This is a genomic window from Stenotrophomonas sp. 85239_Sma, from assembly GCF_056481725.1.
On the sequence record NZ_CM151163.1, the window covers coordinates 1,699,871 to 1,724,797 of the forward strand.

16 protein-coding genes are annotated in these 24,927 nt (G+C 66.1%); 6 read left to right on the forward strand and 10 right to left on the reverse strand.

All coding sequences use genetic code 11. The features are described from left to right. Positions 1 to 9 precede the first annotated feature (9 nt). From ACYKG1_RS08065 to ACYKG1_RS08075, 3 genes are all read right to left on the reverse strand, one after another. Positions 10 to 2,505 (reverse strand): TonB-dependent receptor, encoded by a 2,496-nt coding sequence (locus ACYKG1_RS08065; RefSeq protein ID WP_478472328.1) that lies wholly within the window; start codon positions 2,503 to 2,505, stop codon positions 10 to 12. 87 nt (positions 2,506 to 2,592) lie between these two features. Beyond that, entirely contained in the window at positions 2,593 to 3,750 is a 1,158-nt protein-coding gene (locus ACYKG1_RS08070; protein WP_478472330.1) for an ROK family protein, read from the reverse strand. Further along, positions 3,747 to 5,105, reverse strand: a complete 1,359-nt coding sequence (locus tag ACYKG1_RS08075; RefSeq protein WP_478472331.1) for an MFS transporter — start codon at positions 5,103 to 5,105, stop codon at positions 3,747 to 3,749. Before ACYKG1_RS08075 ends, ACYKG1_RS08070 begins: the two co-directional genes overlap by 4 nt. A 61-nt stretch (positions 5,106 to 5,166) precedes the next feature. On the opposite strand from ACYKG1_RS08075, the gene ACYKG1_RS08080 reads away from it, so the two are divergent. Next, positions 5,167 to 5,649 carry a LuxR family transcriptional regulator gene (locus ACYKG1_RS08080; RefSeq protein ID WP_100471929.1) on the forward strand — a complete coding sequence of 161 codons (483 nt, stop codon included), beginning with the start codon at positions 5,167 to 5,169 and terminating at the stop codon, positions 5,647 to 5,649. Between the two features lie 51 nt (positions 5,650 to 5,700). Here ACYKG1_RS08080 and aceE read toward each other — a convergent pair whose 3' ends face one another. Both aceE and ACYKG1_RS08090 read right to left on the reverse strand, forming a co-directional pair. Further along, a complete protein-coding gene (gene aceE / locus ACYKG1_RS08085; RefSeq protein WP_478472333.1) occupies positions 5,701 to 8,373 on the reverse strand; it encodes a pyruvate dehydrogenase (acetyl-transferring), homodimeric type in 2,673 nt (890 codons plus the stop codon). A 244-nt stretch (positions 8,374 to 8,617) separates the two neighbouring features. Beyond that, positions 8,618 to 8,917 (reverse strand): hypothetical protein, encoded by a 300-nt coding sequence (locus tag ACYKG1_RS08090; RefSeq protein ID WP_100471931.1) that lies wholly within the window; start codon positions 8,915 to 8,917, stop codon positions 8,618 to 8,620. Between the two features lie 139 nt (positions 8,918 to 9,056). Here ACYKG1_RS08090 and ACYKG1_RS08095 point away from each other — a divergent pair, with 139 nt between their 5' ends. From ACYKG1_RS08095 to ACYKG1_RS08110, 4 genes are all read left to right on the forward strand, one after another. Next, positions 9,057 to 9,572, forward strand: coding sequence for an RNA polymerase sigma factor (locus ACYKG1_RS08095; protein WP_262227053.1), 516 nt, complete (start codon positions 9,057 to 9,059; stop codon positions 9,570 to 9,572). Then, positions 9,569 to 10,591 carry a FecR family protein gene (locus ACYKG1_RS08100; protein ID WP_100471933.1) on the forward strand — a complete coding sequence of 341 codons (1,023 nt, stop codon included), beginning with the start codon at positions 9,569 to 9,571 and terminating at the stop codon, positions 10,589 to 10,591. Before ACYKG1_RS08095 ends, ACYKG1_RS08100 begins: the two co-directional genes overlap by 4 nt. Positions 10,592 to 10,732: 141 nt before the next feature. Then, positions 10,733 to 13,666 carry a TonB-dependent receptor gene (locus ACYKG1_RS08105; RefSeq protein WP_478472335.1) on the forward strand — a complete coding sequence of 978 codons (2,934 nt, stop codon included), beginning with the start codon at positions 10,733 to 10,735 and terminating at the stop codon, positions 13,664 to 13,666. A gap of 10 nt (positions 13,667 to 13,676) precedes the next feature. Then, on the forward strand, positions 13,677 to 15,272 hold the full coding sequence (locus ACYKG1_RS08110) for an alkaline phosphatase D family protein (protein ID WP_478472336.1): 1,596 nt from the start codon (positions 13,677 to 13,679) through the stop codon (positions 15,270 to 15,272). 53 nt (positions 15,273 to 15,325) lie between these two features. Here ACYKG1_RS08110 and ACYKG1_RS08115 read toward each other — a convergent pair whose 3' ends face one another. From ACYKG1_RS08115 to ACYKG1_RS08130, 4 genes are all read right to left on the reverse strand, one after another. Beyond that, complete coding sequence (locus ACYKG1_RS08115; RefSeq protein ID WP_478472337.1) at positions 15,326 to 17,434, reverse strand: phosphocholine-specific phospholipase C; 2,109 nt, start codon at positions 17,432 to 17,434, stop codon at positions 15,326 to 15,328. A gap of 8 nt (positions 17,435 to 17,442) precedes the next feature. After that, positions 17,443 to 19,821, reverse strand: a complete 2,379-nt coding sequence (locus ACYKG1_RS08120; RefSeq protein WP_478472338.1) for a TonB-dependent receptor — start codon at positions 19,819 to 19,821, stop codon at positions 17,443 to 17,445. A gap of 115 nt (positions 19,822 to 19,936) precedes the next feature. After that, complete coding sequence (locus tag ACYKG1_RS08125; RefSeq protein WP_478472339.1) at positions 19,937 to 20,863, reverse strand: c-type cytochrome; 927 nt, start codon at positions 20,861 to 20,863, stop codon at positions 19,937 to 19,939. Further along, on the reverse strand, positions 20,860 to 22,206 hold the full coding sequence (locus tag ACYKG1_RS08130; RefSeq protein ID WP_478472340.1) for a c-type cytochrome: 1,347 nt from the start codon (positions 22,204 to 22,206) through the stop codon (positions 20,860 to 20,862). Before ACYKG1_RS08130 ends, ACYKG1_RS08125 begins: the two co-directional genes overlap by 4 nt. Before the next feature lie 185 nt (positions 22,207 to 22,391). Here ACYKG1_RS08130 and ACYKG1_RS08135 point away from each other — a divergent pair, with 185 nt between their 5' ends. Next, complete coding sequence (locus tag ACYKG1_RS08135; RefSeq protein ID WP_478472341.1) at positions 22,392 to 23,510, forward strand: alpha/beta fold hydrolase; 1,119 nt, start codon at positions 22,392 to 22,394, stop codon at positions 23,508 to 23,510. Positions 23,511 to 23,592: 82 nt separating this feature from the next. On the opposite strand, the gene ACYKG1_RS08140 is transcribed toward ACYKG1_RS08135, so the two are convergent. Continuing rightward, positions 23,593 to 24,732, reverse strand: a complete 1,140-nt coding sequence (locus tag ACYKG1_RS08140) for an MFS transporter (protein ID WP_100471941.1) — start codon at positions 24,730 to 24,732, stop codon at positions 23,593 to 23,595. Positions 24,733 to 24,927: the final 195 nt, after the last annotated feature.

Here is a 24,927-nt window from a genome sequence, read left to right on the forward strand (position 1 = left end):
TTCGATGCATCACCAGCTCCTGCTGACCATCAGGCGGACGTTGCGGCCAAACAGCGGCCGTCCATAGATTGCCTCGGCCGAACCCTGGCCCGCCAGGGCATCGGTGCGGGTGTTGCCTTCGGTGAGCCCCTTCTCATTGGTGAGGTTGTCGCCTACCAGCTGTGCACCCCAGTTGCCGCGCTTCCATGAAACGCCCAGGCCCAGGGTCTGGTAGGCCGGCAACGCGGTCTGGTTGAACAGGTCGACGTAGGACTTGCCGACCACGTCGTAGCGCAGCCAGGTCTCGAACTGGTCCTGGCCGTGCTGGAAGCTGAAGGTCGGGCGGAGGTTGCCGTAGAGCTTGGGCTCGCGAACGATCTGCTTGCCGTTGACCGCGGCCGGATCGGCGCCGGAATCATTTTGCAGGCTGTCGTACTGCGGATCGCTGACCGTGATCGAGCCGGCGATGCTGAACCAGTCCAGCGGCCGGAACAGGCCGTCCAGTTCGATGCCCTTGGAGACGGCGGTGCCGATGAAGGGCACCGACTGGTCATTGCGGCCGGTGGTTGGGTTGAACGCCACGAACGAGGCATTGAGTGGATCGAACTTCGTGTAGAACGCGGTCAGGTAGAGATAGGACCGGCCGAAACCAGCCTTCAGGCCCAGCTCGTACTGGTCCAGCTGGGTCTGCACGATGGTGGGATCGATCGAGCGTGCGACCGACGAGTTGGGAACGATCTCCATGTGCGACACGCGGGCATAGGCGCCCATCGAAGGGGTGAAGTCGAAGTTCGCACCGACCGTCCAGTTGGTGGCGGACGGATCCAGGCGATGGTTCTGGACGACGCCGGTGAACCGGCGCGTGGTGTTGTCGGCGAGTGTGCCGCGATCGCCGAGGTCGACCTGGGCGGTCTGCTCTGCATAGCCTTCATAGCGGTAGCGCTCATTGCGGATACCGGCGTCGAGCTTGAAGCGGTCCGTCAGTGCCCAGGTGTCATTGGCATACACCGCGAACATGCGGGCATCGACCTTGCCGCGATTCAGGGTGGTGGTGTAACGCAGTGTGCCCTTGTCGGTGACATAGCCCAGCGGGGTGCCATCGTTGCCGTAGGCCACCAGATCCAGCAGGCGTGGCCTGCCGCGCATCTCCATCAGCATGTCCTGGTACAGGCTGAAGGACGTGGTGCCGAAGAAGGCGGTGTACGCACCGATGTTCAGATCGTGGCTGCCCCAGGCCGTTTCAAAAAGCCGTGTCGCACTGAAGTCGGCCTGGCCGGAGTAGAAGTCCGAATCCGCTGCCCGGTACTGGGCCGAGACCACCAGGCCGGAGTCGGCGTAGGGATCGTAGGCGTTGGCGCCGTTGCTGCCGGCCAGGGCGTAGCCCATCCGCGCGACACCGGCGCCGAAGGCGCTGCGGGCCGCGCCCAGATAGCTGTTGGCGAAGCTGCGTGCGTCGACCGGGTTGGTGGTCGAGTACAGTGCGTCGAAGGTATTGCGGCCCTTGGTGTAGCCGGATTTCAGGGACAGGGTCCACTCGCTGGCGGTGTTCTCGTACTGGAAGCCGATGTTGCCGAAGCGCATGTGGCGGCCGTCGGCCAGATCGCGGTTCATGCCCTGCAGGACACCGCCGCCATCGAGGTACTTGAGGTTTACGCTGCGCAGCGATGGCGAGTTCAGGGTGCCGTCGAAGTAGTCGATGTAGGGATCCAGCGGAACGCTGGGATTGCGCGGGTCGGCGACCGGAATCGGCAGGTAGAACGTATTGTGATCATCGACGAAGGTACCGCTGACCTTGAACCAGCTGGTGTCGTCGAAGTAGTGCTTGATGTTGCCGCGGATCTGCCCGCCCTTGTCGTTCGGGAAGCCGTTGTCGCGGTAGCCGTCATGCTGGCGCAGGAAGCCACCGACGGCATAGAAGGTGTCCTTGCCGAGCGCGCCCGACTGGTACGCCTCGCCGCGGTACAGGCCGGTATCGCCGATGGTCAGCTGGGCCTTGCCGTGGGTCTCTTCGGAGCCCTCGGCCAGGATGTTGTTGACGATGGCGCCGCCGCTGCTCGCATAGATCGGCGCCGGGCCACCGCGTACGATCTCCACCCGCTGGTTCATCACGTCGAAACGGTTCATGCCGTCGCCGGAATTGAAGAAGTGGCCATCCAACTCCTGGTAGAGCGGCAGGCCATCCTGCTGGAAGGCGATGAAGCCGCGATCGGTGGGAATGCCGCGCAGCCGGGTGATGTTCTGGACCTCGCCCCCGGTGGCTTCCACATGGATGCCGGGCACTGAGCCGAGCAGATCGGCGTAGCTTTTCGGCGCGAGCTTCTGCACGTCTTCGCGGCTGAGTGAATTGACGGCGAAGGATGCATCGAAGCGACGCTGGGTGCGTGCCGCTCCGGTGACCACCACCGCATCCAGCGTTGCGGCGTCGGTGCTGTCCTTGCTCTGGACCGGCGCGTCCTGGGCGGAAGCGATGCCATGCAGGGAGATCAAGGCCAGGGAGATACCCAGGACCAAGGGGTTGACGTTCATCGGAGGGCGACCATGCAGGGAAGGGGGACCCGCTGCACGGTAGGTCCGGGCGATGACGGAATTGTTTACTTCGGCGGAAATAAACAATTAAACGATGGCATCGGCACCCAGCTGATGGATGGGCAGCAGGGCCGCGCCCACCGATACCGCAGACCCTCCCAGTCGTGACACATGCACCTGCGGCAGGCGCAGGCTGTCCAGCGCACTGCTCCAGCGTGCCGGCTGCCGCAGGTATTGCCCCAAGGCGTCAAGCACCTGGCGGGGCAGTGAACCGGACAGGATCACGGCACCCGGATCGAGCCAGGCGACGCCCGTATTGGCCGCTGCGCCCAGCTGATTTCCGGCGCGTTCGGCCCAGGCACTGATGATGCCGGCATGGCTTTCCAGGCAGGCCTCCAGCTCGAACAGCGAAGGAATCCCGGCGCCGGCGTCGCGCAGGGTGCCCAGCAGGTCGATGCCCGAGGGGCGCGGTGCGTCCATGCGGAACAGGCGGCCGATATCGCCGGCATTGCCGAATTCACCGCGCATCACATCGCGCCGATGGATCACGCCACCGCCGACGCCGTGACCGACATAGAGCAGCAGCGCCGACGCGCAGCCGCGGATCAGCCCGCTGTCGTAGTACTCCGCCAACGCCGCCAGGGTCGCATCGTTCTCCACCCAGACCGGGAAGCCGAAGTAGTTTTCGAAGAACTGGTCGTTGTCGATATCGCGCCAGCCATGCAGCCAGTCCACCGCGTGCCGGCGTGCCGGACCGGTTTCGACCACAGGCCCAGGAACGGCCACGCCGAGGCCCAGGAAGCGGGCGCGCATCAGTCCGGTGCTGCTGGTGAGGCTGCGCAGGCGCTGGTCCACGCGATGGACGAAATCGCGGGGATCTGCGCTGTCGAATGCGGTGGCGTCACGGGCGATGACCTGGCCGGCGAAATCCACCAGCGCGATCTCCAGCCAACCGGGATGCACCGTGGCACCGGCGGCATAGCCACCCCGTCCAGACAGCGCCAGTGGCACCGAGGGACGCCCACGTTGGCCGTCGGACAGTTGACCCTGTTCCTCGATCACCTCAAGCATCAACAGTTCGCGCGCGAGGCGGGTCAACGCGCCGTTGTGCATGCCCAGCTGGTGGGCGATGGTGATGCGGGGAACCGCACCCATCGTGCGCAACAGCCAGATGATGCGCTTGTGGTCGGCATCCAGCGCGATCAGCGGTTTGCGGCGCAACCGCGATGTGGGAGCCAGGCTCATGGCTGCAGGCCCTCGCTACGGGGCAGCGCGCTTGGCCAGGCCAATGCGGCCAGCGCCAGCAGGCTGCCGACGGCGACCAGCGCGATCAGTGCGGCGGCTGTGCCCGGATCACCGGCCTGTATGCCGGGCAGCAGTTGGCCCAGCAGCAATGAGGAGGCGGCGATGGACAGTTTCATGGTTCCAGTGAGCAGGGCAAAACAGCTCAGGTCATCCTCGCGTCCGCTGCGGGCGGCATGGCGACGGGCGATCAGCGCGGTCCGCCGCCACAGCACCAGGCCGACGCTGGCCACAGCGGCTCCATGGGCGGAAGCACATGCAATTGCTACAGGCAGGGAGGGCCTGGCCTGGTATCCGCCGACAGCAGCGACGGCCAGCACCGACATCAACGCGATCATTCCTGTCTCGCTGTGTAGCGAAGAATGCAGGCGAAGGCAGAGCCAGGGCGCGACCACCATGCCTGCCACCATGGCGAAGGTCAGCGTCGCGCCCTGGTCGGCAAAGGGAAACAGACGCCCGGCCAGGCCAACCAGCGCCGTCTCTGCCGCTGCGGCCAGCAGAACCGGCAGCAGTGCCGGCAGGGGCAGGGCGCCGGTACCGGGCATCCTGGCTGCGGAGAGCCGTGAGGGCGTGGAAACGCAGGCGAGGGGAAGCGCGGCGCAGGTAATCAGGACGCCGATGATCATGCCGATCAGCAACTCGTTGCCACTGCCTGGGGAGGCAGGTGCGCCGACCACCCCGAACAGTGCTGCGGCGATGCACAGCTTGGAGATCGGCACCACCACAGCGCGGGTGGAGACATAGCGCATGGCCTCGTCTTCGTCGCGGGGCAGCAATGACGTCAGCGCGTTCTGGGCCACGTCGTAGACCGCATAACAGGTGCGGAACAGCAACGACGCGGCCAGCAACGGCAGCAAGGCGGACCCGTTTGCAGGACCTGGGCTGAACAGCAGGCAGGCACTGGCGGCGGTGCCAAGGCCGCCGATCAGCTGCAGGCGCAATGCGAGGCGATGCTGGTTGCGCAGGCGTGTGAACATGGCGGCCAGCAGCAGATCCAGAACACTGCTGTAGGCCAGGGAGATCGCCAGCAGCTGGCCGGTGTGGGCAGCCGACAGTCCGAGCCGGGCGTGCAGGTAGAAGCCCAGCGCGAGGTCCACGAACGACCAGGCCAGAGTGCGGGCGAAGTGGCCGGCGGCATAAAGATGCCGCAGCGAGGGCTGCGCGTTCAACGCCGTGTGGGGGAAGGATTGCCGGAGATTTGGGATCGTTCTACTACCCGTGTGTGACAGGGGCCTGACATGACGCGTGGTCGGCCATTCAGCAAGTGGCTTGCACCACAGGCCGTGGGCGCGCAGCATTCGCCTTGCTGCGCCCGGCAACGCGTCACGCAGCGCTTTCTTCACTGGAACGGAGCAACGTATGAAACTGTTGTCCGCTGTGTTGTTGTCTGCGCTTTCGCTACCTGCTGTTCCGGCACTGGCAGTGGAGGCTTCGCCCTCACCGCTGCTGGGGCGCTGGTCGCTGGATATCGCCACGTCCGCGCTGCCAGAGGCGCAACGCCCGAAGCAGGTGGTGCTCGAGTTCAAGGACGCCGGTGCGGGGCGTTGGAGTTCACATGTGGACATCGTCCTGCACGACGGCAAGACCATGAAGTCCGACGGCACGCTGGCGCTGGATGGCACGCCGGGGCCCTTGTCCGGCACCTATGGCGCAGACAAGGCCAACCTGAAACTGCCGGCGCCGAACACGCTGGTGATGCAGCTGGTGGACCACGGTACGCCGGCCTCCACCCGCATCTATACCGTGGCGGCCGACCGTACGACGATGACCGAGACCAAGGCGTTCTACGGCCACGACGGTACGCCGATCCTGCAGACCAACCTGTTCAAGCGGATGCCCTAGCGTTGCCGCCGGCACCACGCCCGCAGAACGGGCGTGGTGAACGCAGCAGCCTTACACCGCGGCCGGATCGCGCTTGCCGGTGTCGATGCCGTACTTGTCGATCGCCTCCTGCATCCGCGAGCGCTCGATGCGCCCTTCGTCGGCCAGCGACTTCAGGGCCGCCAGCACGATGAAGTGGCGATCCACTTCGAAGAACGCGCGCAGCGACTCACGCGTGTCGGAACGGCCGAAGCCATCGGTGCCCAAGGCGGTGAAGCGGCGGTCGTTGATGAAGGGACGGATCTGGTCGCCGACGATCTTCATGTAGTCGGTGGCCACCACCACAGGCCCTTGGTGGCCCCACAGGCACTGTTGCACGTACGGCACGCGCGGTTCCGCGGCTGGATGCAGCAGGTTCCAGCGCTCGGCGGCCAGGCCTTCGCGGCGCAGTTCGGTCAGGCTGGTGGCGCTCCACACATCGCTGGCGACGCCGAAGTCCTGCCGCAGAAGTTCGGCTGCGGCTTCCACTTCGCGCAGGATCGAGCCACTGCCCACCAGCTGCACGCGTGGCTGCGAGGCGGCATCGGCGGCTGCCGGATGCAGCAGGTACATGCCCTTCAGTATGCCGGCCTCGGCGCCTTCGGGCAGTGCCGGCTGCGGGTAGTTCTCGTTGAGTACGGTGATGTAGTAGTAGATGTCTTCCTGGTCGACGTACATGCGGCGCAGGCCGTCGTGGATGATCACCGCCAGCTCGTAGTTGTAGGTCGGGTCGTAGGACACGCAGCTCGGGATCACCGACGACAGCACGTGGCTGTGGCCGTCATCGTGCTGCAGGCCTTCGCCCATCAGCGTGGTGCGGCCCGATGTGGCACCGAGCAGGAAGCCGCGGGCACGTGCATCGGCTGCAGCCCAGGCAAGGTCACCCACGCGCTGCAGGCCGAACATCGAGTAGAAGATGTAGAACGGAATCGTCGCCAGGCCGTGGTTGCTGTAGGCGGTGCCGGCGGCGATCCACGAGCAGATCGCACCGGATTCGTTGATGCCCTCCTGCAGGATCTGGCCGTCCTTGGCTTCCTTGTAATAGCTCAGCTGGCCGGCATCCTGTGGGGTGTACAGCTGGCCCAGGTACGAATGGATGCCGATCTGGCGGAACAGGCCTTCCATGCCGAAGGTGCGCGATTCATCAGGCACGATCGGAATCACCAGCTTGCCCAGCTCCGGGTCCTTCAGCAGGCTGGTGAGGATGCGCACGAAGCCCATGGTGGTGGACTGGCCACGATCACCATTGCCCTGCAGTTGGGTATTGAAGATCGACAGCGGTGGCAGCGGCAGCGGATCGACCCTGGCCAGGCGCGCGGGCAACTGCCCGCCCTGGATGCGGCGGCGTTCGGCGAAGTAGGCGGCCTCGGCGCTGCCGGGTTCCGGGCGCAGATAGGGCATTTCCTCCAGCTGATCGTCGCTGACCGGCAGGTTGAAGCGGTCGCGGAAGGCGCGCACCGCATCGGTGCTCATCTTCTTCAGCTGGTGGTTGATGTTCTGGCCTTCGCCGGCTTCGCCCATGCCGAAACCCTTGACCGTCTTGGCCAGGATCACTGTCGGCCGGCCGCTGGTGTTCACCGCCTGCTGGTAGGCGGTGTACACCTTCTGCGGATCGTGGCCACCACGTGCCAGCGCCCAGATGTCGTCGTCGCTCATGTGCGCGACCAGCTCCAGCAACTCGGGGTAACGGCCGAAGAAGTGTTCGCGCACGTAGGCGCCGCTCTGCGACTTGAAGGTCTGGTAGTCGCCATCCACGCATTCCATCATGCGCTGGCGTAGCAGGCCGCTGTGATCGCGGGCCAGCAGGTCGTCCCAGCCGCTGCCCCAGATCAGCTTGATCACGTTCCAGCCGGCCGCGCGGAAGGTGCCTTCCAGTTCCTGGATGACCTTGGCGTTGCCACGCACCGGACCGTCCAGGCGCTGCAGGTTGCAGTTGACCACGAACACGATGTTGTCCAGCCGCTCGCGCCCGGCCAGCGAGATCGCCGCCAGCGATTCGGGCTGGTCCATCTCACCGTCGCCGAGGAAGGCCCAGACCCGGCGGCCCTGGTGTTCTTTCAGACCGCGGTACTCGAGGTAACGCATGTAGCGCGCCTGGTAGGCGGCGGTCAGCGGCCCCAGCCCCATCGACACGGTGGGGAACTGCCAGAACTCCGGCATCAAGCGAGGGTGCGGATACGAAGACAGGCCTTCGCGGCCGGCTTCGCGGCGGAAGTTGTCCATCCGCGCAGGATCGATGCGGCCTTCCACATAGGCGCGTCCGTAGATGCCTGGCGCTGAATGACCCTGGATGTAGATCATGTCGCCGTCGAAGGCGTCGGTGCGGCCTCGGAAGAAATGATCGAAACCCACGTCGTACAGCACTGCCGCCGATTGGTAGGTGGCGATGTGGCCGCCCACGTTGGACTGCTTGCCAGCACGCAGCACCATCACCATCGCATTCCAGCGGATCATCGCGTTCAAGCGGTGCTCGATGGCCAGGTTACCTGGATAGGCCGGCTGGCGCTCGGGTGGAATGGTGTTGACATAGGCGGTCCACGCGCGCGTATGCAGGTCGCCGTGCTGCTGCGCGTCCAGTTCGCTCAGCTGGTCGATCAGGTAATGCGCACGCGGTCGACCGCCGGCCTGCATCACCGCCTCCAGCGACTCGCGCCACTCCTGTGTTTCCAGTGGATCGGTATCGAAGGGAATGAGGACTTGATTCATGGCTGTCTCCAGAAAGCGCCAGTTGGACTTCGGCCTGGGCGACAACACCGGCAGGGCGCACAGCACTGGAGCGGGGTCGCAACGGCGGAGCCGTGACGCGAAGGGCGACCGTCGTAGTCACCGAGGAGACAAGCGTAGGCCTGGCCCTGTGCCTTCGATAGGCGGGCCCGGCTTGGGTCTCTGGCAAGCAAGGGTTGGCACGGCGCGCCGTATCATGGGCGGGCGTGCTGCGTGCGGCCGCTGATCAGGCCGGGGACAGGCCCGGGAAGAACATCGGGATGACCGCCACGCCGACGCCCAGCAGGCACCAGGCCACGATCGGCAGCCAGCCCGAGAGCTGCTGGCAGCGTTCCGGCAAGCGGCGTCCTCCGATCCACAGCAGCAGGGTGAGCAGGCCCAGCGCGTAGGCGAGGGCGACGACCACCGGATGCACGTGGACGACCCGGCTGGGTGGCCACATCTGCTGCTGGTAGGCGGTGGTGTGGGCGACCAGCAGCAGGAACATCAGGCTGCTGAGGGTATTGATGGCGGTGCGGGCGTTCATTGCGGGGCGCTCCTTGTGCCGGCTGCCGGGACAAGGCAGGGGCGGCATTCTAGCCGCTGCCTGTGGGCTGTTGAAACGCCACTGTCATCGATGGCCGTCACCCTGCAGGGCTTTCCAGCCTCGGGGTGGTTGGCCGGCCGTGAACAGCGTGAGGATCTGGGAGAAGGGCTATGCGCTGCGGCGGCGGCTGCTGCGTGGCTTCTTCCTGCGCCGCGGTTCTGCCAGCGAAGATGCCGAGGACCTCGCGCAGGAGGTTTACCTGCGGTTGCTGCGGGCCACCGGCGAGAATGCCGCAGCGATCGAGAACCCCGAGGCCTACCTGTTCACGGTCGCGGCCAATCTTGCACGGGAGCATGCACGCTCGCGTTCGTCCCTGCCGCCGCTGGAGGACGTCGACCTTCTGGCCGAAGTGCTGAAAAGCGAAGAAGACATCGAAGGTGCATTCGAGCGCGCGCAGCGCTGGAACGATATCCGCGCCACCATCGCACGGATGCCGACGACCACGCGGCGGGTGATGGAGCTGCACTACCGCGACGGGCTGGACTGCCCCGCAATCAGCCAGCAGCTGCAGGTGTCGGTGCACATGGTGCGCAAGCACATCGGCAAGGGGCTGGAGGCGTGCAGGAAGGCGCTTGGCGCCAGGGAGCACACATGAACCGGAACCCATCCCCCGTGGTCGACGACATGATCGCCTGCGAGGCCATGGACTGGTTCCTGCGCAATCGCGACGGAATGCTGGGCGAGGCCGAGCGGGGTGCATTCCTGGACTGGATGAAGCGCTCGCCGGAACACGTGCGCGCGTACATGCACGCCCTCGCGCTGCATCGGCAGGTCGGTGAGGCGCTGCAACCGCCATTGCCGGAAGAGGCGCCGCTGCTGCCACGGCAGGCTGCCGCCAAGGTGGTGCCCCTGTTCGGTAGCGCACAGGCCGCGCCGCGCGCTGCGCCGCGTCGTCGCCACGCGCGCTGGTGGGTGGCGGCTGCCGTCGCCAGTGTTGCACTGCTTGGCGTGGGCCTGGTTCCGCAGCTGATGCCCACCGACCAGCTGTACAGCGCCAACCATGGTGAACTGCGTGTGCTGGTGCTGCCCGACCAGACCCAGGTGCGGCTCAACGCGGACAGCCGGCTGCGGGTACGCATGGGCTGGTTCAGCCGCAGGGTGGAGCTGCTCCAGGGCGAGGCCTCGTTCGACATTGCACGCGACCGACGGCCGTTCAACGTGCAGGTGAACGGGCTGGAGATCCGCGACATCGGCACGGTGTTCGACGTGTCCCGACGGCTGCAGGGGACGCGCATCGGCGTGGTCTCCGGCGAGGTGGAGGTATGGAGCCAGGGCGAGGGCGCCCGGCGCCTTGCGCAACTGGGCGAAGGCCGGGTGGTACAGGTCGACGCGCGAAGTCAGGCCGTGGAGACGCTGGATGTGCCGTTGTCGATGCTGCTGGACTGGCAGCAACGCAAGGTGTCCTTCCTGGACGAGCGGCTGGATGAGGTGGCCGCCGCCTTCAACCGGCACAACCAGGTGCAGGTGCGGGTGCTGGATGAAGGTGCGGCGTCGGCGCGGCTGTCCGGCAGCCTGGATGCGCATCGCATCGGCGCGCTGCAGGCCTTCCTCGAACGCGATCCACGCTTTGTCGTCCGTCGCGAAGGCGACACGGTGCGGGTTGGCAGTCGCTGAGGGCGACGTGGCCGTGCACTGTCAGAAAAGATTCATCGAATCCGCATTCTCCACTTCGGTGGAAGCGGGCTCTTACTTGGAAGAAGCCGCTGCCGATCCGCGCAGTGGCACCTGCTGCCTTCTCTCTTCCAAGGACCCGTGATGCGCAACACGCTCTACCTGTCGATCCTCCTCGCTCTGTCTCCCTGCGCCGTTCCGCTGGCGTCCGCGGCCACTGCCGATGGCCTGGAGGCCCGCGTATCGGCGCCGATCGCAGCACAGCCCCTGTCGCGTGCGCTGGAGCAGTTGTCGCGCAGCTCCGGCGTGCAGTTCCTGTATTCGGGCAGCGGTGAAGCGCACATGGCCGGGGCGGTGCCGCGTGGTGCGACCGTCAAGCAGGCGCTTGACTCACTGCTGGCAGGGACTGGACTGGGCTACACCGTGGTTGACGGCAACGTCATCGCCATCGATCCGGCGCCCGCACGCAACGAACCGAAGCCGGTCGCGCCGAAGCCGCGCGAGGCCGAGGCAGTGGTTGCGCCGACCCTGGGCACGGTGAAGGTGATCGCCGCGCACGAGGTGATCGACCAGAAGAAGACTTCGCCGGTGATCAAGGATTCGGTGATCTATGACGAAATGGACAGCTACGGCGACGAAACCCTGGCCGAAAGCCTGATGGCCGCGCCGGGCCTGAGTGCGGTGGAAGATGCCGGCGAGCCCCGTTACGTGACTGTGCGTGGCGTGCAGGCCAACCTCAACTACACCACCATTGATGGCATTGCGATTGCCAGCGTGGGCGGCAGTGGCTCGGGTGAGCGCATGAACAACCTGCAGCTGATTCCCAGCGATATCGGTACCCGTACTGACATCTACAAGAGCTTCAGTGCAGAACAGGCGCCGGATGCGATCGGCGGTGTGATCGACATCATCAGCCGCAGCGCCTTCGACCGTTCCGGCAAGTATGTGTTCGCCGATGTGGCCGGCATCTACTCCACGGCCGAAACCAATGTCGAGCGCAGCGCCGGTGGGAACCACGAGACCCTGGGTCACTTCGGCAAGAGCGCCAAGATGGTGTTCTCCAACCAGTTCGGTGCCGACCAGGACTTCGGCATCGTTGCGGTGGCGCGCTATGAGCAGCGTTCGCGCAACAGCGTCAAGCGCTGGGTGGAGTCGAACTACTACTACAACGACACCGGCAAGTACCTCACCGACGGCACCACCGGGCCGGACGAGGCCAAGGGCTGGAACGGGCTGCGCGCGCCGGGCAATTTCAGCACCGGCACCTACACCAACTTCATCACCAATTTTGGTGGCTCGGCCAAGCTGGAATGGAAGCCATCGGATGATCCGTTCTACGCATCACTGCTGCTGTACTCGTACCGGTTCTATGAGAACTCGACGATGAACAAGACCGATCTGTACGGCAATGCCAAGTTCCCGATCCGCAACCAGACCGAGGACAGCGGCACCACCCAGATCAACAGCATCTACATCAAGAACCGGCACGACCGCTGGGACCGCAGCAACCGCGGTGCCATCGCCAGCTTCAACTGGGATATCGGTGATCGCTCGCGGCTGACCCTGCGCGGTGGCCACACCGAAGAAACCTTCCACAACAATCAGGTCTACTGGGGGGTACGCGCCTACCCGAGCAACCTGTTCGTCGACTACGAGAATGACAGCCATGGCTTTCCCAATGCGGTGGCGGTTTCCGATTCCAGCCTGCTGACCAGCTCGGCGTTCAAGCTCAATCCTGCCCAGGCCTATATCTCGCCGCGTGATGCCAAGGAGAGCATCGACAACCTGCGCGCCGACTTCAGCTACAACATTGATGCCGATGCACGTGGCTTCGGCCTGGCTGCTGGTGCGGAATACCGCCACCTGAAGATCTGGCAGGACATCGACTTCGACTACTACAAGAGCAGCGCGACGCTGAACGATTACCTGTACCCGGGTTCGACCCTGCTGGGCAGCGTGCCGGGTTTCCCGCTGATCGACAACCGCAAGTGGAACGAGGAACTGCTGCCGGAACTGGGCAACAACAATGCGGCGTATCCGAATGCCAACTTCACCAGCGACTACAAGTACGTGGAGGACATCACCAATGCCTACGTCTCCGCGCACTACGCCTGGGACAGGCTGCTGCTGATCGGCGGCCTGCGCTACGACCACACCCGCTTCGATGCCTACAGCCCATTCAGCGATGATGGCGGCGCTACGTATACCTCCGCCTTCCGCAACACGAGCGGTGGCTACAACAACCTGCTGCCCTCATTGAATGCGACGTTCAAGCTGAGCGAGGACCAGCGCCTGCGCTTCTCCGCCAGCCGCACGCTGGGCCGGCCGACGCCGAGCAACATCGCCCAGGCCACCAGCACCAGCTGTGGCGATGACGAGGAGGGCAGGGGCTTCTGCACCATCAAGCAGGGCAATGCCGATCTGCAGCCGCGCCGTTCCACCAACATCGACCTGGCGTGGGACCTGTACTTCAACGGCAACAACGGCCTGGTCTCGGTCGCGCTGTTCGACAAGGTGATCAAGGACGACATCTACACCCTGACCACCTTCGAGAACGTGGGTGATACCCGCTACCGGGTGACCCAGCCGATGAACACCGATGAGTCCAGGCTTCGCGGCGTCGAGTTCGCAGTGGCCAACCGCAACCTGCAGTGGGGCCGCCAGCGCTTCGACATGTACTTCAATGCCACGCGGCTGGATGGCCAGACCAACTACCGCATCAGTGATGGCACCGAGCGTCGCCTGGACCGCCTGCTGTACCAGCCGGACTGGTCGCTCAATGGTTCGGTGATCTGGCGCATGCCGTGGAAGAGCGCGCAGCTGCGCCTGTCCGGCACCTACCGCAGCCGGATGCTGGTCGACTTCGGCGATACGCAGTGGCTGGATTCGTACTACGACCCGTACATGACCTTCAACATGGCCTTCAGCCACAAGGTCAGCAGGCACGTGACGCTGAAGTACGAGGCCAAGAACCTGTTCAACACCCAGCCGACCTACAGCACTGGCCCCAATGGGCGCTTCCGTACCGAGATCGACGACTACGGCCGCTTCTTCTACTTCCACATCATCTATAACTGAGGACGCAGCCGTGGATACGATCAATCGCAGGCGATTCCTGGCCCTGGCTGGCCTGTCCGCCGCCGGCGCCTGGATGGGTACGGCGCGCGCGCTGGCCGCACGGGCCGATGCCACCGCGTTGAACCCGCGCAACCTGCTGGCCTCGCCGCGGTTTGCCAGCTCTCCGTTCACCCTGGGCGTGGCCTCGGGTGATCCTTCGGCCGATGGCATGGTGCTGTGGACACGGCTGGCGACCGAACCGCTGGTGTTCGGCGGTGGCATGCCGACCCGGCCGATGGTGGTCGAATGGCAGTTGGCTGCAGACGAGCGTATGCGCAGGGTGGTGCGCCAGGGTTCGGCGATGGCGCATCCCGAGCTGGGCCATGCCGTGCACGTGGAGCTGGAAGGACTGGCACCGGGCCGACCCTACTGGTATCGCTTCACGGTGGGCGGCCATGCCAGTGCGGTGGGTTGCACGCGCACGCTGCCCGCAGCCACGACGGCGGTGGATCGGGTGCGCTTCGCGGTAGCGGGCTGCCAACACTACGAAGAGGGCCACTACACCGCGTGGCGGCGCATCGCCGAGGAACCGCTGGATTTCGTTTTCCACTATGGTGACTACATCTACGAGGGCGAAAGCCAGCCGGGCCTGCGGAAGATGAACGGACAGCCGTTCACCAACCTGCGCAATCATGTCGGGCCGCAGACCTACACGCTGGACGACTACCGCCGCCGCTACGCCCAGTACAAGAGCGATGCCGACCTGCAGGCCGCACATGCGTCTGCACCGTGGTTCATCACCTTCGATGACCATGAAGTGGACAACAACTGGGCCGGTGCCGAGGACCAGGACGACACGCCCAGCGAAGTCTTCCTGCTGCGCCGCGTGCAGGCTTTCCAGGCGTACTACGAGAACATGCCACTGCGACGATCGGCGTTTCCGCGCGATGGCCACATGCAGATGTACCGGCGTGCGCGCTACGGCACGCTGATGGACCTGCACCTGCTCGACACACGCCAGTACCGCAGCAAGCAGGTGAACATGGCGCTGCGTGAGGAAGTGGAATCACCGGCGCGCAGCATTGTGGGTGCGAAGCAGGAGCGATGGCTGTTCGACGGCCTGGCCGATGCCACGCCGCGCTGGCACACCATCGCCCACCAGGTGGCACTGGGCAACTACATGCGCGAGAAGGACGGGGCGGTGCAGTCGTCCGATGACCAGTGGTCGGGTTATCTGGACAGCCGCCGGCGCCTGCTCGACCACATCCAGGAGGTCGGCTTCGGCAACGTGGTGACCGCCTGTGGCGACGCGCACCGGCATTACGCCAGCGACCTCGTGCAGGACCATCGTGATTCGGGCGTGGTCTCCAGCGAATTCCTCGCCACCTCGATCAGCTCGGGCGCCGATGGACAGGGCGTGGACGCGTATGCGCAGAATCAGCTGCGGCACAGTCCGCACCTGAAGGCGACCATCGACAAGCGCGGCTATGTGCTGTGCGATGTCACCCGCGATGCGTGGATCGGCGACATGAAGACGCTGGATGCCGTGATGCAGCCGAATGGCGCGCTGCAGAGCTGGAAACGCTATGCGGTGGAACACGGTCGGCCGGGGCTGCAGGAGGCCTGATCAGTACAGCCGCACTGTAGGGCCGAGCCTGGGCCCGGCTCTACAGAGATCCATCAATCGTGTTCGAAGCGCAGCGGTTCGCTGCCCATCGCCGGGTCGCTGGTGCCGGGGCGTCCATCCTCGGCCCGGCCTGCCAGGCGCAGCACGCTCTCACCCGCGCTGACGCGCAGGTCATACCAGCCGGCGGTAGGCATCGCATCCCACGCCAACGATGTCTCTGCATGTGCGGGCAGTGCCAGCGTCTGCTCGGGCATGTGCCCGGCATAGGCACCGGCATGCACGCGCACCTGTTGTGCGCTGTCACCCAGGTTGCGCAGGTTCAGCCGCAGCTGGTCGTCCGCACGCTCGACCGCCGCCTGCACGGCGGGTGCCTTGGCCGCCCCCTGGAAATGGCGGTGGAAGCCGTTCGGGCCCAGCAGCCACAGGTCGTAGCGACCGTGTGCATCCAGCGGCCAACGCGCCTGCAGTGGCATGCCCGGCACCAGCGTATAGCGGCGTGGCACCGCATCCAGCCTCAGCCGGTCGTAGACATGCAGCACCGCCGCCGCACCTTCGCAGGACAACCTCAGGTCCACGCCCGAGGCGTCGATCGCAGCAATCGATGCCTGCGGCCGGTAGGGCAGGGCGCGCGCTGGGCGTACGCCGCTTTCCTGTTTCGCCGGCTTCAGTCCGTCAGGCAACGTCGGCACGGTGCGTCCCGGCAGGGCGGCGGCACGTGCGGCCACCGCGCTCACGTCGGGCAGGCCGCGTACGAACGGTCGGGTATCGCGCTGGGCGAAGTCGAAGGCATTGCTCAGGTCACCGCAGACCGCGCGGCGCCAGGGCGAGATGTCCGGTGCAGCCACGCCGAAGCGGCGTTCGATCAGGCGTATGACCGAGGTGTGGTCGTACACCTGCGAATCGACCCAGCCACCGCGGCTCCAGGGCGAAATCACGTACAGCGGCACGCGCGGGCCCAGCCCATACGGACGGCCGCGCAGTTCGGCCGCGTCGTACTTTTCGTCGCCCGGGGCCGGATGGTGGTGGTACTCGCCCTCGGTGCTCACCGAGGACGCACCCGCCCAGCCCCCGCCCACCGGCGAAGGCGGTGCCGGTGGCGGCATGTGGTCGAAGAAGCCGTCGTTCTCGTCGAACATCAGCAGCAAGGCGGTGCGGCTCCACACTTCCGGATCGGCAGTCAGCGCATCCAGCACGCGCGCGGTATAGGTCGCGCCCTGGGCCGGGCTGGAGGGGCCGGGATGCTCGCTGCCGGCCGCGTCGGCGATGATGAAGCTGACCTGTGGCAGGCGTCCGTCGATGACGTCCTGGCGCAGCTGCGCCAGTCCACGCGTGCTGACCCCGCGTGCGCGCAGCTGCGGGTCATGACCGGGTGCAGCGCGGTAGGCCTGGCGGAACGCCTCGAAGCCAGCCAGCGGGTTGTCGGTGAAGTTGTCGGCCATGTCCTGGTAGATCTGCCAGGAAACGCCTGCCTTCTGCAGGCGTTCGACATAGCTGGTCCAACGGTATGACGCCGGATGCCCGCCATGTTCCGGGAAGTTGTCGTGCGAGTTGGCGATCACCGGGCCACCGGCGCGCGCGGCGGCATCGTTGTGGCCGGTCCACAGGAACACCCGGTTCGGGTTGGTTCCGGCCTGCATCGCGCAGTGGTAGGCGTCGCAGATGGTGAAGGCATCGGCCAGGGCGAACTGGAACGGCAGGTCGCTGCGCTGGAAGTAGCCCATCGAGTGGTTCTGCTTGGCCTTCGGCCATTGCCCCATCCGTCCGTGGTCCCAGGCCCGCTGTGCATCCGGCCAGGTGTGCGGCGTGCCTTCCACCCGCATGTAGCCGAAGTGCGCAGCGGTATCCAGCGGGAACGGAGCGATTTCACGCTGGCCGTTGGCATCGGGTTGCAGCCACAGGCTGCGCGCGCGGCCGCCGGCCTGCAGTGCCTGCGCCGGAGCGACGAAGCGATCGCCGAAACCCCGTACACCCGGCAGTGTGCCGAAATAGTGGTCGAACGAACGGTTCTCCTGCATGAACACCACGATGTGCTGCAGGTCTTCGAGGCTGCGTGTCTGCGCGGCGGGGGCGATCGCGGCGGCCCGGGCGATGCTGGGCAGCAGCGGGGAAAGGCCGGCGGCAACGCCGGCCTGCAACAACCGGCGTCGGCCGATATCGGTCACGGGCTCACTCACAGGTCCACACGGAAGGAGATGCCGACGGTGCGCGGGGCGCCGATGAAGGCGTTGTCGCGGCCGTCCACCCCTGCAAGATACCGCTTGTCGGTCAGATTGCTCACCACCAGGTTGGCGCCCATCCCCTTCAGGCGCGGCGACAGGCCCTGCAGGTCGAAGCCGATGTTGGCGTTGAACACCGTGGCCGAAGGCAGCTTGTTGACGTTGGCGGCATCGAGGTAGCGCGTGCCCAGGTAGCGACCGGACAGGCCGAAGTTCCAGTTCTCACCCTGCCAGTCCGCCGACAGCACCAGGGTCTGTTCGGGCTGGCCGATCACCTTGGCGCCGTCGACGATGCCCAACTGGGTATCACGTGCGGCGTCGCCACTGCCCAGGTACTTGGAGCGGTTGTAGGTATAGGCAGCGTTGAGTCGCCAGCCGTTGTCCCAGCCGTAGCCGAAGGCGGCCTCCAGGCCGTTGCTCTCCACGCCGCCGAAGTTCTCGTAGACGCCGTCGGTCTCGCCCAGGTAGTCGATGCCGCTGACGAATCCGGCCGGCAGGTAGACGATGCGGTTGTCGAACTTGATGTTGTACAGGGTGACCGAGGCGGTCAGCGGCCAGCGGCTGATGCGCATGCCTACTTCGATGTTGTCGGCGGTCTCCGGCTCGACGTTACGGAAGCGCTGCGGGTCGGTCTCGCCGAGAACGCCGGAAGGAATGGCGGCGAAGTTCTGCGAGAAGCCAGCGAACAGCTCCATGCCTTCCACGCCCGGCGCCCAGGTGAAGCCGGTGGACAGCAGCGGGTCGGACTTGGAATCGGATTTGACGTGCTCACTGGCACCGATCACGCGGCGGCGCGACTGGTCGACGAAGAACTGCTTCACGCCCAGGCGTGCACTGAACGGGCCGAAGCGGGCCACGTCCTCGACGTAGTACATCTGCTCGTCGACCTTGTACTTGTCCTCGAACTGGACCCAGTAGGGCTGGTGGTCGAAGCCGATGTCCTGGCCGACGTTGAGCAGGCGATGCCAATCGCGGCGGGCAGAGCGGTCCAGCTTCTCCACCCACAGGCCGCCGCGGATCGTGTTGTCGACCGCACCGAAGGTCTGCCGCCACTCGACGTCGGCGGTCACGCCCATGCGGTCATTGTCATAGTGGGTGTGGCGATACGACTGCGCGCCCAGCACGTTGCCGGCATAGCAGTTCGGATCGTACTCGGCAGTGAAGCCCAGCCGCGGCGTGCAGCTGGCCAGGCGCTGCGCAGCGCTGCCGTCGGGATTGACGAAGAAGATCTGGCCGCGGTTGCTGCCTCCATACACGGTCTTTCCACCGATGTACTCCGACTCGGGGCGGCCGGCACCGTCATCGCTGACCTGCGCCAGGTAGGGTGGCAGCCAGTCGCCACGGCCTTCCATGCGGTGCCCGTAGGCCGCCACCGAGGCCTTGAAGCCGTTGCCGCCGTCGAAGGCCGCGCGCAGGTAGCCGAAGGTGTTCTCGCGCAGCGCACGCGAGCCGGAACGGTAGTTCTGGTCCAGGTAGGGAATGCCGGTGAGGGTGCCGACCAGGTTGTCGCGGTCCGGATTGGTGGCGAAGCCCTTCGGCGAGACGCTGGTGTACTCCGGCTCGTCGGCATCGTTGTAGGACAGGTAGCCGGTCAGCGTCCAGCGATCCAACTCGGTGATGAACTTGCCGGCGATGTGGTCGTTGCTGGTCTTGCCGCTGCCGTCGATCCAGTCATGCACGCGGGCCGAAGAGGCACTGACCCAGGCGCGCGTATGGCCGCCCAGCAGGCCAGTGTCGTAGCGCACGTAGTACTTGCGTGCTTCGTTGTCACCGGCACCGACCACGAAGCGCAGGCGGCTGTCCTGCAGCGGATCGCTGGTGAGGAAGTTGAGGGTGCCGCCCAGCGCTTCGTTCGAGCGCGAGGAAATGTCGGCGGTGCCCTGGCTGACCTCCACCGTTTCCAGATCGAGGGTGTCGATGTAGCGGTTGGCCAGCGAACCGCCGCCGTAGCCCGAGCCTCCATTGGGCAGGCCGTCGATGGTGGTGCCGATCTGCTGGGTATCGCGGTTGGTGACGAAGCCGCGCATGCTGATCTGCGTGCCCCACACCGACGAACCGGTGGCGTCGGCTTCGCTGACCACCACCCCGGGTACTTCGTTGAGCGCGTCGTTGACGCTGCTCATCACGGTCTGCCGGTTCAGTGTTTCCGCGCGCACCGAGGTCTTGGCGTAGCTGGTGGCCTGGCCGATGACCTGCACCTGGTCGAGGGTACGCGCCTCGCTGCTGCGCGCCTCGGCCGCCGCGCCCTGCGGTGCTTCGGCCAGGGCGTCCAGTGCGGGGGCGATCAGCAGGGCAAGCAGGGAGACACGGGGAAAGCGCGCGAACGTTCGCATCGAGACCGGACCTTCAGGGGTGGGAAGCCCCGGAGTGTCAGCAATGCCAATGACATCGGCATGACGTGAATATGCAGGAACCGTGTTGTGGGACGGCCGGCACCCGCCACTTGCTTCAGTAGCGCGCGTCCTTGGGTTTCGGGTCGCGCGGCCAGTCCTTGGCCTTGTTGGCGAAGTCCGGCCGCGGCTGGTTGATGAAGTAGCTGGCGATGTCCACCGCATCCTGGTCGGGCATCACCTGCTGCCCCAGTGGCGGCTCGCGGCTCACCGCCGGCGGCATGTTGTGCTTGACGAAACCGGCCGCTTTGTACAGGCGCGCCATGCCGGCGCCAATGTTGAAGCTGTGGTCGCCCCACAGCGGCGGGAAAGCGATGTCTCCGCTGGCGTCGCGCCGGCCTTCGCCGTTGTCGCCGTGGCAGGCAGCACACTGCGCGGCGTACAGTGCCTGGCCACGGATCGGGTCCGGCGTCAGCGTGTTGTTGATCGGCCCTTCGCTGGGAGCAGCCACGCGCGCGCCGTCCGGCACCGGGCTGCTCAGCCATGCCATGTAATCGAGCATCGCGCGCATCTGTGGCGAGTCCTTCGGCAAGGGCTTGCCGTTCATCGAACGCTGCAGGCAACCGTTGATGCGCTCGGTCAGCCCGATGACCTTGCCGGGGCGCGGCATGTAGCGCGGATAGGCACCACCACCGGTATTGAAGTAGTGGTTGCCGAAGGGCCTCTTGCCCTCGGCCATGTGGCATGAATTGCAGTTCAGATCGTTGCCGACGTTGTCCGGCAGCAGGCGCGCGGTTTCGTTGAGGATGCGGCGGCCGAGCATCACCGATTCGGCATTGCCCAGCCCGGCGATCTCCTCGGCGCTGGGTGCGTGGTAGTGCCCGACCACCTTGCCCTGCGCATCGAGGATATCGATCGTGCTGGCTACGGCAGCATCCAGGTCCGGGTACAGGTGACGGTAGGCGAGGGCGCTGGCACCGGCCAGCAGCACCACGGTGATCGCACTACCGATCAGCCGGCGGGAACGTTTGCGCGAGCGCTTCATCGTGCAGTCTCCTGCGGAACGTAATGCACCGGCTTGTCGCGCACCACCCGGCGCATGCGCGCCACATCGACCTCGCTCACCGCGCCGGCCTGGTTGCCCCAGCTGCTGCGGATGAAGGTCAGGATCTGTGCCAGTTGTGCATTCGGCAGCTGCTCGAAGCCAGGCATGGTGAAGGCCATGCGGTCGTGCGGGGTATGCGGCGTGCGTCCGCCGATCAGGGTCACCTGTACCAGTGAACTGGGATCATCGGCGAACACGATCGAGTTGCCGGCCAGGGCCGGATAGACGCGGGGCATGCCACGACCGTCGGCACGGTGGCAGGCCTGGCAGTGCTCGGCATAGGCGAGCGAACCGGCAACACGGTAGTCGCCGCTGCGCAGTGCGGCCGTGGTGGTGTCGGTACCGGGTGACCACTGGGCACTGCGGCCCTCACGCGCGGGCAGCTGTTTCAGGTAGCGCGCCATGGCCAGCAGGTCAGCGTCGGACAGGTACTGCGTGCTGTGCTCGACCACGTCGGCCATGCCACCGAAGGCCGCCGAGCGATCGGTGCGTCCGGTACGAAGGAAGTCGACGATCTCACCCTCGCTCCAGCTGGCCAGGCCGGTCGATTCATTGCGCAGGTTCTTCGCGTACCAGCCTTCCAGCACCGAGCCGGACAGGAACTGGCGGCTGCCATCATCGGCCATCGCCTTTTCCTGGAACGCCAGCCCGCGTGGCGTGTGGCAGGCGCCGCAGTGGGCCAGGCCTTCCACCAGTTCGGCGCCGCGCTGCTGGACGGCATCCAGCGCTGGATCCGGGCGGAAGCTGCGCGGGCGTGCAAACAGCATTTGCCACCAGGCCAGTGGCCAGCGCATGTTGGCCGGCCATGGAATGGTGCTGTCGGCGTTGTCCTGTTTCACCGGCTGCACCGAACCCATGAAATAGGCGTACAGCGCCTTGATCTCGGCATCGCTGGCGATCACGTACGAGGCGTACGGCATCGCCGGATACAGCGGCTGGCCATCATGGCGGATGCCACGGCGCACCGCGCGTTCGAAGTCGGCGTAGTCGTAGGCACCGATGCCGGTGTCCGCATCGGGCGTGATGTTGGTCGAGTAGATCGTGCCCATCGGTGTCTGCATGCCCAGGCCACCGGCGAACTGCTTGCCGCCCGGCGCGGTGTGGCACGCCGCGCAGTCGGCGGCGCGCGACAGGTACTGCCCCTGCGCGATCAGCGCCGGGTCGTGGATGTCGACCTGCGCCATCTGCCGCGGTGCGAACCAGTAGGGCGTGCTGCGGGCGATGCCGTAGGCGGCGGCCACCGTGGCGGCCAGGGCAATGGCGAGCTTGAACGAGGTGCGCATGGCGGCACTGTGGGCAATCCCGCATGCGTGTTCATTGATCCGGATCAATGACTGAACGGATACGGCTTGTACACCAAGCTGAATCGTTCCTGCGCTGTCATCAAGTCGTCATCCGTGCGCGATAGATGACCGGCCTATCGGGGAGTTAACGTCTCGGCCTGCCTGATTCACCCCTATGACGTCATATGAAACGCCTGCTGCTGTTGTTGCTGGCGTGCGCCGGCCTGTGGCTGGCTGCATGCTCCTCCTCGATGAATGCCGCATCCACCTCGCTCGCCGATCGGCTGATTGCGCCAGGTGGTGTGTCGACCCTGCTTGATCGCCCGCGCATCGCCGCGGCCATTGCCGAACTACCGAACCGCCATGGCTTCGCGCCGGGCCGCGATGGGGTGCCGATCTTCTGGCGTGTGTTCGATCCCGGCGATTACGGCGCGCGTTACCACTACCTGCCGCAGCGCCACGAGAACGGCCTGCCGCTGGATACCGGCCTGCGCGTGGCCGTGCCGCAGCCGTTCCAAGCGCAGGCGCCGCGCGGCACCGTGGTGCTGCTGCATGGCTGGATGATGAATGGTGATTCGATGCTGCCATGGTCGCTGCAGCTGGCCGAATCCGGCTATCGCGTAATCACCCTCGACCTGCGCAACCATGGCCAGTCCGGTGCCGGCCCCTCCGGCTATGGCACCTATGAATCCGATGACGTGGTCGATGTGATCGGTGAGCTGCGCGCGCGCGGCGAAGTGACCGGGCCGCTGTACCTGTTCGGTGTGTCCTACGGCGCGGCCACGGCGGTTTTCACCGCCGACAAGCTGGGCGACCAGGTGCAAGGCGTGGTGGCGATGGAATCGTTCGCCAACGCTGGCGTGGCGATCCGTACCATGATCCCGCACCTGATGGGGCTGCAGCCGGAGGGCCTGAAGGCGCAGGCGGTGGCCTCGTACGCGCGCTGGCGCTATGGCGGCCAGGACATCAACCAGGTGATCGCCGCCGCCAGCCGCCGCATCGACGTCGATCTGGACCGCGTGGACGTGGCGCGTGCGCTGGCCGATACCCACGCCTGCGTGCTGCTGCTGCACGGGCAGGGCGATCAGCATATCCCGGTCAGCCAGGGGCGCGAGCTTGCGCAGGCCAACCCGCGCGCGCACTACATCGAAATGCGCGGCGAGGACCACATCACCCTGCCGTTGCGGCTGGACCTGCTGGCGGGAGTGGTCGATGACTGGATGGCGCGCGACGAGCACCATCCGCAGGGTGCCTGCCCGGCCCCACAGCTGCCTGCCCAGGCCGAGTGGCTGGCGCGCAGCTGAGAAAAAGGGGACGGAGGGGATTAAGTCGTTTCCCGCACACTTGCGCTAGAAACGACTTAATCCCCTCCGTCCCCTTTTTCTGTCAGGCCACCCGTCTTGCCAGCGAGCGCGCAGACGCCGCGACGCCCAGCAGCAGCGCGGCCACGCACAGGAAGGCGAAGCCGAGGCTGGTGGCGTGTGCCAGTGCGCCGATCGCTGCCGGGCCGGCGAGGATGCCGGCGTAACCCAGCGTGGTCACCGCGGTGATGGCGATGCTCTCCGGCATCACCCGCTGTTGCCCCGCCATCGAGAACAACGCCGGCACGATGTTGGCGCAGCCCAGCCCGACCAGTACGTAGCCGGCCAGCGCCACCGGGAACGACGGTACCAGCGTGGCCAAGGTGAAGCCGGCTGCAGCGGTGATGCCACCGATGACCAGGGTGCGGGTCCGGCCGAGGCGCTCGACGATGCCGTCGCCGAGCAGGCGCATCGCGGTCATCGCCAGGGTGAACAGCGCGAAGCCGGCACCAGCCTGGTCACGCGGCACCTGCCGCACGTCGGTGAGGAACACCGCGCTCCAGTCCAGCATCGAGCCCTCGGCGAGGAACACCACGAAGGCCAGCACGCCGATGAACAGCACCACGCCGTGCGGCAGCGCCAGCAGTGGGCCTTCGTGCAGTATCCGTTGCGGGCGCCAGTGCGGTGCCGACAGCACCGCGACCAGCAGCAGTGCCGCCACCGAAACCAGCGCGGCCAGCCACAACGGCGTACCCAGGATCAGCAGGCCGGTCATGCAGCCGGCACCGACGAAACCGCCGATGCTGTAGAAGGCGTGGAAGCCGGACATCATCGCGCGCCCTGCATCGCGCTCGACCGCTACGGCCTGCATGTTCATCGCACAATCCAGTGCACCGACGCCGGCGCCGAACACGAACAGGGCCGCACCCAGTGCCACCGGCGAGGGCGCCAGCACCAGCAAGGGCAGGGCACACAGCATCATCGCGCAGGTGATCACCATCACCCGGCGGCAGCCCAGCCGCCCCGTCAACGCACCTGCCAGCGGCATCGCCAGCAACGAGCCCAGGCCGAGGCACAGCAGTACCGCGCCGAGGCTGGCATCGGACAGCCCGGCCTTGGCCTTGGCAAAGGGCACCATCGGCGCCCATGCGGCCGTGGCGAATCCGGGAATGAAGAAGGCGGCGCGGGTGGCGTGCTGCTGGGCACGTGGGGATGAAGGCGTCATGCGCGATGCGAAGCTCCAAGGATCATCCATGAAAACGTTTTCAGGCCGTGTCGGCAAGTGCCATACGTGACATCGGGTGACGCATACGAATGCAGTGACCTGAACACGTGACCCGAGATTGACGCACCGTGCGGACAGTGGCGACACGGTCGGCATTCCGCCGGCCGCTGTCGGAGGCCTGTACATGAGCACGAC